The sequence below is a fragment of the Tepidibacillus decaturensis genome (assembly GCF_001561915.1).
Lineage (GTDB): Bacteria > Bacillota > Bacilli > Tepidibacillales > Tepidibacillaceae > Tepidibacillus_B > Tepidibacillus_B infernus.
In genome coordinates this window covers 31,253-47,471 of sequence record NZ_LSKU01000001.1, presented here as the reverse complement: position 1 = coordinate 47,471, position 16,219 = coordinate 31,253, and the positions used below count along the sequence as shown (strand labels likewise).

The 16,219-nt window shown below is 37.4% G+C and carries 12 protein-coding genes; 3 read left to right on the top strand and 9 right to left on the bottom strand.

Annotated elements, in window-relative coordinates; genetic code table 11:
* Positions 1 to 18: 18 nt before the first annotated feature.
* The 5 genes from U473_RS00200 to U473_RS00180 all read right to left on the bottom strand — a co-directional run bounded on the left by U473_RS00200 (position 19) and on the right by U473_RS00180 (position 6,723).
* Positions 19 to 1,350 carry a TrkH family potassium uptake protein gene (locus U473_RS00200; protein ID WP_082732279.1) on the bottom strand — a complete coding sequence of 444 codons (1,332 nt, stop codon included), beginning with the start codon at positions 1,348 to 1,350 and terminating at the stop codon, positions 19 to 21.
* Positions 1,351 to 1,495: 145 nt separating this feature from the next.
* Entirely contained in the window at positions 1,496 to 2,455 is a 960-nt protein-coding gene (locus U473_RS00195; RefSeq protein WP_068722286.1) for an MraY family glycosyltransferase, read from the bottom strand.
* Positions 2,456 to 2,534: 79 nt separating this feature from the next.
* Entirely contained in the window at positions 2,535 to 3,341 is an 807-nt protein-coding gene (locus tag U473_RS00190) for a lipid II flippase Amj family protein (protein WP_082732278.1), read from the bottom strand.
* Positions 3,342 to 3,475: 134 nt separating this feature from the next.
* Entirely contained in the window at positions 3,476 to 5,023 is a 1,548-nt protein-coding gene (pruA, locus tag U473_RS00185; protein ID WP_068722285.1) for an L-glutamate gamma-semialdehyde dehydrogenase, read from the bottom strand.
* 134 nt (positions 5,024 to 5,157) lie between these two features.
* Positions 5,158 to 6,723 (bottom strand): sigma-54 interaction domain-containing protein, encoded by a 1,566-nt coding sequence (locus tag U473_RS00180; protein WP_068722282.1) that lies wholly within the window; start codon positions 6,721 to 6,723, stop codon positions 5,158 to 5,160.
* 219 nt (positions 6,724 to 6,942) lie between these two features.
* Between U473_RS00180 and U473_RS00175 the strand changes: the two genes are divergently transcribed.
* Complete coding sequence (locus U473_RS00175; RefSeq protein ID WP_068722280.1) at positions 6,943 to 7,872, top strand: proline dehydrogenase family protein; 930 nt, start codon at positions 6,943 to 6,945, stop codon at positions 7,870 to 7,872.
* Between the two features lie 223 nt (positions 7,873 to 8,095).
* Here U473_RS00175 and U473_RS00170 read toward each other — a convergent pair whose 3' ends face one another.
* Positions 8,096 to 9,136 (bottom strand): CamS family sex pheromone protein, encoded by a 1,041-nt coding sequence (locus U473_RS00170; RefSeq protein WP_068722279.1) that lies wholly within the window; start codon positions 9,134 to 9,136, stop codon positions 8,096 to 8,098.
* 124 nt (positions 9,137 to 9,260) lie between these two features.
* On the opposite strand from U473_RS00170, the gene ytvI reads away from it, so the two are divergent.
* Positions 9,261 to 10,325: a sporulation integral membrane protein YtvI gene (gene ytvI / locus U473_RS00165; protein ID WP_068722277.1), complete on the top strand. Its 1,065-nt coding sequence runs from the start codon at positions 9,261 to 9,263 to the stop codon at positions 10,323 to 10,325.
* 146 nt (positions 10,326 to 10,471) lie between these two features.
* Here the strand turns inward: ytvI and U473_RS00160 are convergent, their stop codons facing one another.
* The 3 genes from U473_RS00160 to pcrA form a co-directional block, all read right to left on the bottom strand.
* Positions 10,472 to 11,083 carry a DedA family protein gene (locus U473_RS00160; protein WP_068722275.1) on the bottom strand — a complete coding sequence of 204 codons (612 nt, stop codon included), beginning with the start codon at positions 11,081 to 11,083 and terminating at the stop codon, positions 10,472 to 10,474.
* A gap of 61 nt (positions 11,084 to 11,144) precedes the next feature.
* Positions 11,145 to 13,181 carry an NAD-dependent DNA ligase LigA gene (gene ligA, locus U473_RS00155; RefSeq protein WP_068722273.1) on the bottom strand — a complete coding sequence of 679 codons (2,037 nt, stop codon included), beginning with the start codon at positions 13,179 to 13,181 and terminating at the stop codon, positions 11,145 to 11,147.
* Between the two features lie 16 nt (positions 13,182 to 13,197).
* Positions 13,198 to 15,375, bottom strand: coding sequence for a DNA helicase PcrA (gene pcrA, locus U473_RS00150; protein WP_082732277.1), 2,178 nt, complete (start codon positions 15,373 to 15,375; stop codon positions 13,198 to 13,200).
* A gap of 199 nt (positions 15,376 to 15,574) precedes the next feature.
* On the opposite strand from pcrA, the gene U473_RS00145 reads away from it, so the two are divergent.
* Positions 15,575 to 16,171: a YitT family protein gene (locus U473_RS00145; RefSeq protein ID WP_235589044.1), complete on the top strand. Its 597-nt coding sequence runs from the start codon at positions 15,575 to 15,577 to the stop codon at positions 16,169 to 16,171.
* The last annotated feature ends 48 nt before the right edge of the window (positions 16,172 to 16,219 follow it).

Sequence of the window (16,219 nt, the reverse complement as noted above, 5' to 3'; positions counted from 1 at the left end):
AAGAATTATATCATCATTTTATCCAATCATCATCTTTTCCTCAGGATATTTGAAATATTCTTTTCCACTTCTTTTTGCTAACGCATATCCAATCGTTAATGGCCCTAATTTCCCTATAAACATCGTTAACATAATGATAAAACGGCCAATTGTTGTTAAATTAGGGGTAAGTCCCATACTTAAGCCAACTGTACCAAATGCAGATACCACTTCAAATAGGATCGTTAGAAAAGGTACTCCATGTTCTGTGATATCTAAGATTAATGTCATCACAATCACGATACCAAGGGCCAAAATAATAATCGTCAAAGCACGAAAAATATGATCGATCGGTAACCTTCTTTCAAAAAGGATCACATCTTGTTTCCCGAGTAGTAGAGATTTTGCCGTACTTAAAAGAATCGTTATTGTGGTAATTTTAATTCCACCACCTGTAGAACCAGGTGCAGCACCAATAAACATAAATAAGGTCATAATAAATAAAGTAGCTTGCCGTAAAGAGCCAATATCTAAGGTGTTAAAGCCGGCTGTTCTTGTTACTACAGATTGGAAAAAAGAAGCCATCACTTTTGTCCCAAAAGGCAGTTGAGCTAAGGAATTAGGATTCCCAAATTCTAATAGGAATATCAGCAAAGTACCTAATAAGATTAAAAATAAACTGACCGTTAACGTAACCTTACTATGTAAAGAGAGCTTTCGAAAATGGAATTTTTTATTCCATACTTCTAAAAGTACAACAAAACCTAATCCTCCTAAAATAATCAGAGTAGCGACTACTAGATTGACAATGGGATGGTTGACATCCTCAACTAAACCTATAGCAAACAGACTAAATCCTGCATTATTAAAAGCAGATACAGCATGAAAAGCACCATAGTAGGCTGCTTTTGCCCATCCTAGTCGTTCATGCCAACTATAAGTTAGAAAAATAGAACCTATGAGTTCTAAAAGCAATGTAATGCGAAGAAGATGTAGAGCAAGATTTACAATACCTGCCATGTGAATCTGATTACTACCCTCTTGCATCAATAGTCTTTGTTTTAAACCAATTTTTTTCCCTAACAAGACAAAGATCGTAATCGCAAAAGACATAAAACCTAATCCGCCTACTTGAATTAAAAGCATAATAATGAGTTCACCAAACAGATTAAAGGTTGTCCCTGGATCAATGACATTCAGTCCAGTCACAGTTACTGCCGATGTGGCGGTAAATAAAGCTTCAATGTAATTAAGTTCAATGCCTGGTTCATGGGTAAACGGCAGATACAATAGTAGACTTCCGATTAGGATCGTGCTTAAAAAACCTAATACAAGGATTTGTGGTGGATTAAGTTGCAACCGTTGATTCATTCTGTGACCTCCAAAACGTACAGTAAATATCCTTCTCATTATAATACTTTTTAACTAAAGAACCAATAAAGAAAACTTGACTTGTGCCAAGCCTTTAGCGTAAGCAGAAGCCTATGCTGCACTTATACGATCTATCTATAATCTTTTATACTTTCTGATAATACAAGTACAAAACAAGGATTGCAATCATTGAAAAAAGAATGCCGATAACATAGATCAAGGTGACAGCTTGTTTTTGGGTATAACCCATTCGAATTAAGCGATGATGAGCATGGTTTTGATCGGCGATATACAAAGGCTTGCTTTGTCTTATTCGTTTAAATAATACAAGGATCGTATCGAAAATAGGAACCCCTAGTGCTAAAATAACCATCACAATGGATATTAGTGTAGCACTTTTTAAAGCTCCTTCGATGGAAATAATAGCTAATACCATGCCCAGAAAGGCAGAGCCGGCATCTCCCATAAAAATTTTTGCAGGGTAAAAATTATGCCTTAGAAAACCTAAGCTAGATCCCATTAAAATAGCAGATAAAAGTGGAGTTACCTCCTGTCCTTTTACAAAAGCAATAAGAAATAACGTCATCGACGAGATTAAGGTAATGCCGCTTGCTAACCCATCTGCCCCATCGAGAAAATTCATCATGTTCATTAAACCGATTACCCACAGTAAAGTGACAAATAAAGATAACCCAGGAGGAAAAGGAATAAATTGATCCTGTAAAGGTGAAGTGATGCCCTCAATCCGTATATCCAAAGCAAATAACAGTAATCCGATCAAAAAATGAATCAAAAACTTAGGAAAAGCAGATAAATCCTTATTCCTTGTTTTGTAATAATCATCAAGAAGGCCTATTCCCACGATAAGCAGGCCAGCAATAAAAATAGCTAGGCGTAAATTTAAGGGTTTAATCCAGATCCAAGAGGATAAGATATACCCTATAAAAATGGCGATCCCTCCAAGAAGAGGAATAGGCTCTCGATGAATTTTCCTTTGATTCGGAATATCCACAAAATGATATCTAAAAGCAATGATACGTAAAATAGGAACTAAGATCAGAACAGAAAAAAAGGCAAAAATGAATGGAAGGAGATAACTTTTCATCGCAAAGCCCCCATTATCTTTTTACCTTCTAGTCTTTACTTCCAAGCGCTCTCTTATGATACCTAATCAAAAAGATTCCTTATGAGATAAAAATGGTGAAATAAGCAATGATTTTGGCACTAGGTATAAAGATCAATTGTCCAATCAATGTTCCGACAATTTTCCCCATAATGAGTACCCCTACCATGTTAGAGATATTTAAGTAACTTTTTTTGTCATGGATCACTTCATCTGTTAAAAGTGCAACTTGAGGGTCAACGAAAACGGTAAAAAGAATGGTGGCGATTCCGTTAATAATCCCCGAAGACATGACGGCTCTAGTTGCATGCTCAGGCACAAGCAAGGAGGCAAACATGGCAGCCAAGACCCCTACAGTATAGATGGCTGTTATTGCGATTTGCAGGATAATCAACCTTTTTGGAACACCAGCAATTCGAAACCGATGAATATTGACACGAGGAGGAGAAAACTCCTTACCTAGCCTTCTGATTTTCCCAATCGTTAAGGTTCTTCTCAAAAGATGAGGAATCGATCCATACAATTCAAGCTTCACAATCGCCTTTGAAAAGATACGAATAAACGTTGGAATTAATAGCGCCCCTAAAAAGCTTCCGATTGTTGCAGAAAGAATAATCAACCGAAATCTTGTCTCAACCCAACCCAAATCTCCAGTTTGTGCGCCATAATCCACGAAACCTCCAGCCAATGGTCCTTGAACCATATTTGATGTTCTAGAAATAAGTACTAGAATATTGAACAAGGACAAAGCCAAAGCTAACCTTCTCGTTCGAACTCCTGCCAAGCGCACCGAATAGGAGAAGGTATCAATCATATGGATAATAATGGTCAATGAACTAACAATGATTAAGTCTTGGAACATCGTCATAAATGAGATCCGTCCTTTTAACTTTGCAAAAATAAGTTCATCCTATTATACCCCCAAATAAGACGATTGCAAACGATAAGAGATGCTATTTTTCTAGCATCTCTTTTTCGCGAGGTCATATTATTTAAATCAACTTATAGTTTTTCGGAGATCGATTTTAGTTGCATAAAGAGTAAGAGATAGTCTTGGCCACCTGTTTTTGAGTCTGTACCAGACATATTAAAGCCACCAAATGGATGAGCGCCTACAATAGCTCCTGTCGATTTACGGTTGAAGTAGAGGTTACCACAATGTAATTCTTCACGACCTTTTTCAATCGTTTCTCTGCTTCTTGCAAAGAGTGAACCAGTTAAACCATATTCTGTGTCATTAAAGATCCGTACCCCATCCTCAAAATCTTCTGCCTTAATTACTGCCAACACAGGACCAAAGATTTCTTCTTGACCAATCACTGCTTTGGAATCAACGTCAGCAATAATCGTTGGTTCAATAAAGTAGCCAACTGAGTCATCACTATTTCCACCCAAAACAAGACGTCCTTCTTTTTTACCTATTTCAATGTAACGGTTGATACTATCAAAAGCAGCTTTATCTATCACAGGGCCAAAATTATTTTTTACATTGACTGGGTCACCGATAGAAAGAGCCTTTGCTTTCTCAGTAACTAAGTTTAATACCTCATCGTATACGTCTTTATGGACAATAGCCCTAGAACATGCAGAACATTTTTGCCCTTGGAACCCATAGGCAGAGGCAACGATTGCATTAGCGGCATCATTTAAATCAGCATCATGATCGACTAAAATTGCATCTTTACCACCCATTTCAGCAACGACACGTTTGATCCATTTTTGACCAGGGCTAATCTTTGCTGCCTTTTCAGTAATGCGTAAACCAATTTCACGAGAACCGGTAAAGCTAATAAATCTAGTTAATGGATGCTCTACTAAATAATCTCCTACTTCGCCACCACTTCCAGGTAGATAGTTAACCACTCCAGCAGGAATGCCCGCCTCCTCAAGAAGTTCAGCAAATTTAGCTGCAATGACTGGGGTTGCACTCGCTGGTTTTAAAATAACGGTATTTCCTGATACAACCGCACCTGTTGTCATCCCAACCAAGATCGCTAACGGGAAGTTCCATGGCGGTATAATGATTCCTACTCCTAATGGTATATAAACAAGGTCATTTGTTTCACCATCTAGTGGAGTAACCTTTTGTGGCCCTGCTAAACGAACCATTTCACGGCCATAGTATTCCATGAAATCAATTGCTTCTGCTGTGTCTGCATCTGCTTCAGCCCAACTCTTCCCAGCTTCATAAACCATTGTAGCGGAGAATTCGTGTTTACGACGACGAAGAATCGCTGCTGCTTTGAATAGTAAGCGAGCACGACCTTCTGCAGGGAACCTTTTCCATTCTTCAAACTTTTTCGCTGCCTCTTGAATCGCTTTTTCGGCTAATTCTTGATTTGCTTTAGAAACAACACCAATGACTTCATCTTTTTTTGCAGGGTTATAGGATACGATTTTTTTCTCGGTAAAGATTTTTTCTCCATTTATAATTAAAGGATATTCTTTTCCTAATTGTGACTTCACAAGTTCTAATGCAGCCTCAAAAGCTTTTCGATTTTCCTCTTTTGAAAAATCCGTAAGTGGTTCTGGCGTAAACTCTTTAATCATACAATCAGCTCCTTTTATTTTTCTTTAGAATTTTGGAAGAAATGTTTTTCTCAAATTTGATTAAATTCTCACTCCCCCTTTTCATTAAAAATCTTATTTTCTCATGTATTTTATATGCAAAAATAATGCCAAATTTAATCAATCCCATACTTTTTCATTTTATTGTATAGGGTTGCGCGTGAAATCCCTAACATCTTAGCAGCTGCACTTTTGTTACGATAGGTCGTTTGTAAGGCTTGGCGTATTTTCCATTCTTCCTGTTTTGTTTCATCTAGTGTTGAATCTAGTAATTGCTGTTTAGCAACGGAAACCCCTTTTTTAAGAATATGATGTAAATGGTAAGGTTCAATTCTCTCCTCTTCACCCGCTAAAATAATTAAACGCTCTGCAACATTCCGAAGCTGTCGAATATTCCCGCGCCATTCATCATGTAAAAAGATCGACATTACCTTTGCGGAGATTTTAGGTACATTGGTATCATATTTAAAGGAAAATTCCTTTAAAAAGAGTGTTAATAGATCAGGGATGTCCTCTGCTCTTTCCCGTAATGGTGGGATATATAATGAAATGACATTTAAACGATAATATAAATCCTCCCTAAACTTACCCGTAGCTACCATTTCCTCCAAATTGCGATTGGTTGCAGTGATAATCCGCACATCTACAGGGATTGCTGTATTTCCACCTAGACGGTAAAATTGTTTTTCTTGTAAAACACGTAAAAGCTTAACCTGTAAATCTAGTGGTAACTCCCCAACCTCATCTAAAAATAGCGTTCCTCCTTTGGCAAGGTCAATTTTCCCTTTTTTGCCTTCCTTTATTGCCCCTGTAAAGGCACCTTTTTCATAGCCAAACAGCTCACTTTCAAAGAGTGAAGCTGGGATTGCCCCACAGTTTATGGCTACGAAAGGAAGGTCTGCTCGCCTACTTCCTTTATGAATCGCTTCAGCAAATAACTCCTTTCCTACTCCACTTTCTCCAGTGATCAATACAGTGGCATCTGTTTTTGCTACTTTTTTTGCTATAGCAATGGTTTCTTTAATCACATGGCTTTTCCCTTTAATCTTTTCAAACGGATCGACTGAGTAATTCTTTTCATATTTATTTTCTAAATCATGAATATATGCTTTAGTCGTTGACAACTCCTCGTTTAAGCGTACGACATCACTAATGTCCCGTTCTACCGATATTCCGCCTATTAACCTACCTTCCATATAAACAGGGGTAGCATTGATTAGAACATGAACATTGGGAATAGGCTGGTTATATTTGTGCTCGATTTTTAAACCCTTATTGAGGGTTTGCTTTAAAACAACTGCATCTTCTTGGAAAAACTTCGTAATTGGCTGTCCTAAAACCTCCTGTGTTTTAAAACCATAAAACTGCTCAGAGGCTATATTCCAGGTAACAATATCCCCATTAGCATTTACCCCTGTAACCGCATCACTAATCGATAAAAGCAGTGCTTTATAATAGGCTTGGGTCATCTTCCAAGCTTGAAAAAGTGTTAAAACCAAGCGTTGAAAAGGAATCCAAGCAATGATTTCCCCATCTTGCTCTAAGCCAATATCTTTTCCCTCTTCTAGCTGATTTAAATCTGCTAAAGTTGCCTCGTAGGGAAAAAGATTCAAGTTTGTCATCTTTTTTGTTTTATCCCATGGTTCTGCGATATCTTTTAGCTTTAACACTTGCTGAAGCATGACTCCCACTCCCGTTATACAATTTTGTTAATATTATTTATATTTTAAACAATATTGTAAAAATCGACTAGACACTTATACAAAAAATTTTGTCTATTGATTATTTTTATTCTCTTTGGAAAATTGGCATAAAAATTGCTTAAAAATTGCTTATTGAATAGTTAAATCATTTTTAGCCGCATAGAAAGAAAAATCGTAAAAAAAGTGAGGTAGAGGAGTATGGCCTTTGAACAATTAGGTCGTAAAGTCGTTTTAGGGATAGCAAGCAATAAAGCAGTCACCAATGTGGTTACAAAGCATGGTATGAGAATGGGGGCAAAGCGCTTTATCGCTGGAGAGAGCTTAGAGCAAGCTGTAGAAATGGTCAAACAGTTAAATAAGGAAGGACTTCTAGTTACCTTAGACCATGTGGGAGAAAGCGTATCCACAAAGGATGAAGCGATACAAGCAACCGATGAGGCGATCCGAATTTTTGAAATGATCGAACAACATCAATTACAATCCAATGTTTCTGTCAAACTCACCCAGCTTGGGTTAAGTATTGACCATGATTTTTGTTATCAAAATATGGACCGAATTGTAGCCGCAGCTAAAGAACGTAACAATTTTGTCAGAATCGATATCGAAGACTCTCCAGTCGTTGACATTACGATAGATATTTTTAAACGTGTATTAGCCAAATACGGCAAGGAACATGTAGGCTTAGTCGTTCAATCTTACCTTTATCGAACAGAAAAAGACGTAGAAGGGCTAGGAAAATTAGGGGCAAGCCTTCGCATCGTTAAAGGCGCCTATAAGGAACCTAAGGAAGTTGCTTTCCCGCTAAAGAGAGACGTAGATGCCAATTATAATAAAATCGTGGCCCTCCATTTAAAAAATGGCCATTATACAGCTGTTGCTACTCATGATGAAAAAATTATTCAGGAGACAAAACGCTTTGTCAAAGAAAATAACATTTCCAATGATCAATTTGAATTTCAAATGTTATATGGGGTTCGTAATGGGTTACAACGTGAATTAGTAAAAGAAGGGTATAAAGTAAGAGTATATACCCCTTATGGAAAGCATTGGTATCCTTACTTTTCAAGACGTATTGCCGAAAGACCTGCTAATGGGCTATTCATCTTAAAAAGTTTGTTTAAATCATAAAGGATTCCAACGCACTCCGTTGTCCGTGCATTTCTTAGAATAAAACATTAGGTAAGAAATACACTCCCAAAAGTCGTTACTTATGAAATATAAAAATCCACCAAATACTAAGAGGAAGATTTTTGCAGGGTTCCATAATTACTTTGAAATAATAGTCGTGCAAAAAAGAACGTACCTTATTTTTTAAGGATACGTTCTTCTTGTTATTCTTTATTTTGTAGGATTAATCCCTATAAATATGGACAAAGTCATCTCCATTTGCTTGTCTAATATAAATCGCCTTTGGTTGGTCGATCGTTTGAACATAAAGGTTGATTTGACTGTCTGTGGGGAAATATTTAGAAATCAATGCAATTGCAAATTGGGTAAATTGAATCACTTCAACGGTTGAATCAAACTCAGTATTTACATTGATTGTCAATTCAATTAAGTTGCCATTTACAAATCTGGCCAAGCCAGTTAGCCCTGCAAATCCTGGGAGATACTCATTTAACTGATCTTTTAACTGGTTAAAGCCAAGAGATATATCGCCTTCACTACCATTATATGAACTTCCTTTTGCAGGTAGGAAAAGATAAGACTCTTCTATATTTGTCCAATCATCTATACTATTTTCCTTTTCTTTCACTTCTCCTTTTAAGATAAAAGTTCCAGGGAGTTTCATATCAATTTCTTCAGCTTTCACGATCCCAAACAAAATAGAAGGATCTGTTACTTTCTTCCGTACCATGGACAAGATTTTGTTTGCAATTTCTTTCGATCTCTCTCTAATCTGATCATCGGTATAGGACTTTCTCGTTTCCCCTTCCTGATAGACAGAGGACACGAATAATCCAACCACAACCCCGCCATAGGTTCCATCTTCATGTAAGTAATCATGTTCAACGACAGAATAAAGGAAATCTTGGTATTGGTCTAGGATCGGTTCAATCTCATTCATCGTTAAAACTTGTCCTTCTTGAAAAACAAATTCGCTAGGATCGTATTCATTTTTTGCCATTTCAATCAAACCTAGTTCGAATTTGTTGGAATCTAGACGTCTAGGAAGTTCCTTTAACATTCCACCAATTGGACTTGGCTTATATGGCAAAACACCACGGTAATATTCTTCGTTTACCTTTACGTCTGGCGCAATAATAGAAGTAGGTTCCATCGCTTCATTCTGTTTTTTACTATTTTCAAGTGGTTGCCAAATGGAACAACCGCTAAAGATAAACGTAAAAGAAAATAAAAGGATAAATAACCTTTTCCTCTTAAATCGCATAAAAAAGCCCCCTTATCTATGTTGCAGACTACCTTTGTCCATTTTATCACTGATAACAAGTGTTTGCATCTATCAAAATTTTTCTATACAATGAATCTCAAAAGGATAGAGAAAGGGATTGTTCATGAAGCATTATGCGGTAAAAGTTCTAATTACAATTGGCATCATTATTGGTATTTTATTGATACCTTTGGTCTTTTATTATGTTTTTCCACATTTTATTCCGTTTATCTTTGCTTATCTATTTGCATTGATGTTAGAACCCGTTAACCTCTGGTTAATGAAAATGACAAAACTAAAACGAAGCATTGCTGTTAACATTACTTATTTCCTCTTTTTGGGTACTTTTTCCTGGTTAGTTTATATGATTGTTACACGGATCAGCATTGAAATGGTGAATTTGATTCAATATATCCAAAAGAATATTCCGAATATCCAGCTTTGGTTCTTCCATATATATCGACAAACGCAAGATGTGATTCAGATGCTCCCTACTGAAGTATCAACGCAAATTAACCAATCTTTTACTCAATTTATCAACGATTTAGCCAACATGGACCTATTATCTACGATAGGAACTCAAACCTATAATATTACAACAGCGATACCAAACTACTTTATTACACTGATTCTCTTTTTTGTTTCTCTCTTCTTAATTAGTTTAAATCTTCCTTATATAAATCGGAAGTTTTTTAGCTATTTTAAAAAAGAATCAAAAGCAAAGTTAGAGATTATTTTAAAAGATATCCGAGTTGCAACCTTTGGTTTCTTACATGCACAAGTCATTCTTAGTTCGATTACTTATATCATCAGCTTAATTGGATTAGTTCTATTAAATGTAGGCTACGCTTCTGCGATCGCTTTGTTGATTGTTGTGGTCGATATTTTACCGATTCTAGGTACTGGTTCTGTACTTATGCCATGGGCTATTTTTTCAATTACAAAAGGAAATACCCTTTTAGGAATCGGATTAATTGTTCTCTTTATCGTGATTACTGTGGTACGACGAGTAATCGAACCAAAAATATTAGGAGAAAGAATTGGATTGGATCCATTAACCACATTAATTAGTATTTGGGTAGGATTTAAAGTACTGGGTATCCTTGGTGTTTTCCTAGGTCCATTATTGTTGATTCTTTATAAGGCATTAGTCAAAGCAAAAGTGATTCGTTATCGGCTTAAAATATAACAATACCCATAAGGGGACTCATAAATAAAAAAGGTTTGTATATTCCATCGCGCTCCGTCATCCGTGCCCTTCTATGAATAAAGATTACGGAGAGAAGGGCACTTCTGAAGGTCGCAGCTTATGGAATATTCAAACCCTTTTATACTCTAATTTACTTTTCCTTGTTTTCTATATCTTTTAACATAATAGATTAAACCAATACCTATGAAAAGAATTAGAAAAATGATAGCTACCCATGAGCTAAACACTTGAACCATTTGTTCCCAACGATTCGCTACTATATAGCCAAAAGCTAACCATGTCGTCGTCCAAAAAACAAAGCCTAACAAACTATAGACCAAGAATACTGGCCAGCTCATTCGACCAATTCCCGCCATATAGGAGGAAATGGTCCGAACTCCTGGGAGATGTCTGCCTAAGACCAGTACCCAGACACCAAAACGTCTAGATAATCTCATCGTCATTTTGATATGACGCCTTTTTAGGAAAAGATATTTCCCATATCGGAACAATAGGCCGATACCATATGTCCTCCCTAAATAAAAAGCGATCCAGGAACCTATCCATGAACCAAGTGAAGCAGTAGCCACAAGGAGCAGGAAGGGATAATCACCCCGTTGGGATAAAAAACCAAAAAAGGCCATTGTGGTTTCTCCCGGAAAGGGAACTCCCATCCCCTCAAGAAATAGCCCTACCCCTAATCCAGGGATTCCAATGGTACGAAAAATGATGATGATCCAATCCCATAATTGCTCCATGTTTACACCTCGATAGTTCTATATTCCGCTATTTTGAAAAATTGTTTTGATCAGTTGTTTTTTACAATGCTGCCCCATCATCCGTGCCTTTCTGTAAATGAAATAATAGGTCTTCTTCTGTTAATACTGTTATTCCTAACTCTTGGGCTTTTGTCAGCTTTGAACCTGCTTTTTCACCTGCGATCACGAAGTCTGTCTTCTTCGTCACACTATTTGTCACTTTTGCCCCAAGAGCTTCTAACTTTTCAGCTGCTTCTTGTCTAGTCATTTGTTCTAAAGTACCTGTAAGGACAACCGTTTTGCCGTAGAAAATAGAATCTGTTGTCGCTGTAGATTCTTCTAATCTTGGGCCTTTATATGTCATATTCAAACCTTGTTCTTTTAAACGTTGGATCGTTTCTTGTACTTCAGGAGAGCGGAAGAAGGTTACGATACTATCTGCCATTTTAGGGCCTATTTCATCAATAGCCTTTAGTTCTTCTTCAGATGCCTTAGCTAAATCATCCATCGTTCCATATTTTTGCGCCAAAACCTTCGCCGCTTTTGCCCCTACTAACCGGATGCCTAAACCAAATAAAAGCTTCTCTAATGAGTTTTCTTTACTTTTTTCAATCGCTTCTAGCAGATTCTGCACAGACTTTTCACCCATTCTTTCTAATGGGAGTAAATCTTCTTTTCTAAGTGTATATAAATCTGCCACACTGTGAACCAGTCCCTGTTCAAATAGTTGAGCAACTACTTTTTCTCCTAATCCTTCAATATTCATTGCATCTCTAGAAACAAAATGAATAATTCCTTCTAGAATTTGCGCAGGACATTTTGGGTTGATACACCTTAAAGCAACTTCTCCTTCTAGGCGTATCAAGTCACTTTCACAAGCTGGACACTGGTTTGGCATATGATAAGGTTGTTCTTTACCTGTTCGCCTTTCAGGGAGAACGGCTACAACTTCAGGAATGATATCTCCTGCCTTTTTCACAATGACATGATCGCCAAGCATGATTCCCTTTTCGCGTATCATATCTTCATTATGCAAGGATGCTCTTTTCACAGTGGTTCCAGCAACGTTTACCGGCTTTAGAATCGCAGTTGGCGTAATGACTCCTGTTCTTCCAACACTCACTTCTATCGCTTCTAGTACGGTAACCACTTCTTCCGCAGGAAACTTATAAGCAATCGCCCATCTTGGACTTTTGGCCGTAAAACCAAGGCGTTGTTGCAATTCATAAGAATCCACCTTAATCACCATTCCGTCTATTTCATAGGGAAGATGTGGCCTTTTTTCGGTCCAACCCTGAATAAACTGGATAACCTCCTCCATCGCAGAAAATAGACGTCGTTCGGGGTTCACTTTTAAACCAAGCTGTTCTAAAAAATTTAATCCTTCACTATGGGATTTTAATTCGATTCCTTCGATCGACCCAATTCCGTAAAGAAAAAGATCTAATGCTCTTTCTGCAGCTACTTTAGGGTCTAATTGTCTTAAAGAACCCGCTGCGGCATTCCGAGGATTAGCAAAAAGAGGCTCGCCATTTTGTTCCCGTTGCTTGTTGATTCGTTGAAATTCTTTTTTTGGTAGATACGCTTCTCCTCTTACTTCGATGGTAACGGGATCCTTTAATCTTAAAGGTAAGGAGCGAATCGTTTTTAAGTTTTGTGTAATATCCTCACCAATCGTACCGTCTCCTCGTGTTGCTCCACGCACAAACAAGCCATTTTCATAGGTTAGAGAAACAGCAAGGCCATCAATTTTAAGCTCAACCATGTAATTCACTTGCTCTCCACCTACTGCTTGGCGTACACGACGATCAAATTCATAAAGGTCTTGTTCATTAAAAGCATTACCTAAAGATAACAATGGAATGCGATGTTCAACCTTTTGAAATTGATCAAGTGGTACTCCCCCTACTCTTTGTGTAGGTGAATCAGGGGTGATCAAATCTGGATACTCTGCTTCAATGGCGATCAATTCCTGCATCAATTGATCATACTCTTGGTCTGTAATTGTAGGCTGATCTTGGACATAGTAACGATAACTATGTTCATTGATCGTTTTGCGTAATTCCTCGATTCGTTTGTTTGCTTGCTGCTTGTCCATCTTTAATTCTTCCTTCCTACTCCACTTTTTCAATAGGTGCAAACCTGGCTAACAGCTTTTTAATACCGATTGGGGTTGGAAAAGCAATTTGCAATTCCAAATCATCACGTTCCCCTTTTACCGTAACAACTGTTCCAATCCCCCACTTAGTATGTTTCACTTTATCCCCTACTTGCCAATCCGAACGAGGTTCAGGTCTTTTTTGCATCTCGGGCATAGTCGCCCTTTGCATAGGTCGGGTAGGTTGTGACCTTTCGCGTAAATCCTCTAAGACGTCCTCAGGTATCTCTTTAATAAAACGTGAAGGTGGATTTATTTGTGTTCTACCAAATAGCATCCGTGAACCAGCATGGGTCAGATATAATTCTTGCTCTGCCCGTGTAATTCCAACATAGGCTAGTCTTCGCTCTTCTTCCATTTCGTCCTCTTCCATTAACGCCCGATTATGAGGGAAAATGCCTTCTTCCATTCCTGCCAAGAAGACAACAGGAAATTCAAGTCCCTTCGCACTATGAAGGGTCATCATCGTAACACCTTTCTCTGCTTCAGCTTCATCCATTTGATCCACATCACTCACAAGTGCAATTTCTGTTAAGAAGGTCACTAATGATTTATCTTCACTTTTATTTTCAAATTCTAATGTGACAGAGAGTAATTCTTCAATATTTTCCAAGCGACTTTCTGCTTCCAGAGTTTTTTCTTTCTTTAATTCTTCACGGTAGCCTGTTTTCTCAATCACCTGTTCTGTTAATTCTGAGACCCCAAGATAATCTACCATTTGGCTAAATTGAGAAATGATCCCTGCAAATTCGCTCACCTTATTGGCTGCTTTTGCACTTAAACCGATAAAATCGACAACTTGAATAGCAGCAAACATCGATATGCCTTGAGATGCAGCATATTCTGCAATTTTATCTACTGTTGCAGCTCCAATCCCCCGTTTAGGGACATTGATCACTCTACGTAAACTAATATCATCATCTGGATTGACGATTAAGCGAAGATACGCCATGATATCCTTGATTTCTTTGCGATCATAGAACTTGGTACCGCCAACCATTTTATAAGGAATATTCGATTTGATAAAAATTTCCTCAATCACACGAGTTTGGGCATTTGTCCGATATAGGACAGCAAAATCATGATACTGTTTTCCTTTGTCAATGCCATCTTGAATCACTTTGGCAATAAAATAGGCTTCATCATGTTCATTCATCGCTTCGTAAAGCGTAATTTTTTCTCCTTGAGGGTTCTCTGTCCAAAGATTTTTCTCTTTACGCTGAAAATTATTTTTAATGACCTCATTGGCTGCACGCAGAATATTCTTCGTTGAACGGTAATTTTGTTCCAGTTTAATCACTTGAGCATTAGGAAAATCCTTTTCAAAGTTTAGGATATTTTGAATATCTGCTCCACGCCATTTGTAAATCGATTGGTCTGTATCTCCAACGACACAGATATTTTGATAATGGTCTGCTAACATTTGTACTAATAGGTATTGTGCACGGTTTGTATCTTGATACTCATCAATATGAATATATTTAAATTTATTTTGATAAAAAGCTAATACTTCCGGTACTTGTTGAAATAATTGAACCGTTACCATGATCAAATCATCAAAATCTAAAGAGTGATTCGCCTTTAGCCTTGCTTGATACTTCTCATAAACGGCAAGTACCTTTTGCATAAAAAAGTCGTTCGCTATTTTGGCAAAAGCCTCTGGTGATTTCAGTTCATTCTTCGCTTGACTAATGGTGGCTTGAATCGCCTTTGGTTCAAACTTTTTGTTATCGATATTCAGTTCATTCATAATCTGTTTGATCACGTTCAACTGATCTGATGCATCTAAAATCGAGAAATTATTAGAATAGCCAAGTCGTTGAATATCTTTACGTAAAATACGGACACACATCGAATGGAAGGTAGAGATCCAAATGTCTTCTGCCTGTGGTCCCACTAATCGTGCAACGCGATCCTTCATTTCTCTTGCAGCTTTATTGGTAAAGGTAATCGCTAAGATACTCCATGGTGCAATCCCTTTATATAGTAAATGAGCAATACGATGGGTCAAAACCTTTGTTTTGCCACTTCCTGCTCCAGCTAGGATCAATAATGGTCCATTGATTGTTTCAACCGCTTTTTGTTGTTGTGGATTTAACCCTTTAAAAATATCATTACCTATCATTTGTTCCATTTTCTCCACCCTTTATCGCACGTTTGTTCGTTTTCCGGTTTCTCTACCAAATTATATCGAATCCGTCCCCTTGATTCAATAAGAAGGCAGGATTCAGAAAGTTTTTTTCAGAGTGGGACAATGGTTTTTCGTTTCTATGAATTTTAACAAGCATACAAAAATATACATAAAGAGATGGACAAAATAGGGGATGAATAAAGTGCAGCTCTTTTCTAAAGCAATTGCGATTCTATTAGGTAGTTTGATTCTTGCGGTAGGAATCAACTTTTTCCTTGTTCCTTTTCATTTATTAGATGGGGGAATGATTGGGATTGCATTGATTGTCAATTATTTATCAGGATTAAAGGTGGGCTTAACTATTATTTTATTAAGCATTCCAATATATCTATTGGCTTGGTTTAAATATCGATCATTTTTCTATCATAGTATTCATGGGATGCTCATCTCTTCTTTATTTATCGACGTTTTACGTCCGTATCAATACTATTTTTTGTATTATGTAGAACTTGATCCATTAAGCAGTTCGATTATAGGTGGGCTCTTTGTCGGAACGGGAATTGGCATCATGCTCCGATTTAAAACAAGTACAGGCGGCGCAGATCTATTAGCCCAATATTTGTCTACAATTCTTCCTATTAACGTTGGCTTGATCATTTTTATGATTGATGCGATCGTGATCTACTTAGGCGGGGTTTTGATTTCGAAGGAAACCTTAATTCTCTCCTTTATTACGATCATGGCAGTCGGTGTGGCCACATCTCTTTTAACCTGGAAGCAAAAGAAGGTGGTAAAATAAGAAATCCTGATAATGATTCGTGAAAACAAGTGAACTACCCGCCACCTA

Excerpts from the sequence above, each read along its gene's own strand:
- U473_RS00180 (WP_068722282.1), bottom strand. The coding sequence starts at position 6,723 with ATGCTTCAGCAAGTGTTAAAGCTAAAAGATATCGCAGAACCATGGGAT.
- U473_RS00175 (WP_068722280.1), top strand. The coding sequence starts at position 6,943 with ATGGCCTTTGAACAATTAGGTCGTAAAGTCGTTTTAGGGATAGCAAGC.
- U473_RS00170 (WP_068722279.1), bottom strand. The coding sequence starts at position 9,136 with ATGCGATTTAAGAGGAAAAGGTTATTTATCCTTTTATTTTCTTTTACG.
- pcrA (WP_082732277.1), bottom strand. The coding sequence starts at position 15,375 with ATGGAACAAATGATAGGTAATGATATTTTTAAAGGGTTAAATCCACAA.
- ligA (WP_068722273.1), bottom strand. The coding sequence starts at position 13,181 with ATGGACAAGCAGCAAGCAAACAAACGAATCGAGGAATTACGCAAAACG.
- U473_RS00195 (WP_068722286.1), bottom strand. The coding sequence starts at position 2,455 with ATGAAAAGTTATCTCCTTCCATTCATTTTTGCCTTTTTTTCTGTTCTG.
- pruA (WP_068722285.1), bottom strand. The coding sequence starts at position 5,023 with ATGATTAAAGAGTTTACGCCAGAACCACTTACGGATTTTTCAAAAGAG.
- U473_RS00190 (WP_082732278.1), bottom strand. The coding sequence starts at position 3,341 with ATGACGATGTTCCAAGACTTAATCATTGTTAGTTCATTGACCATTATT.
- U473_RS00200 (WP_082732279.1), bottom strand. The coding sequence starts at position 1,350 with ATGAATCAACGGTTGCAACTTAATCCACCACAAATCCTTGTATTAGGT.
- ytvI (WP_068722277.1), top strand. The coding sequence starts at position 9,261 with ATGAAGCATTATGCGGTAAAAGTTCTAATTACAATTGGCATCATTATT.
- U473_RS00160 (WP_068722275.1), bottom strand. The coding sequence starts at position 11,083 with ATGGAGCAATTATGGGATTGGATCATCATCATTTTTCGTACCATTGGA.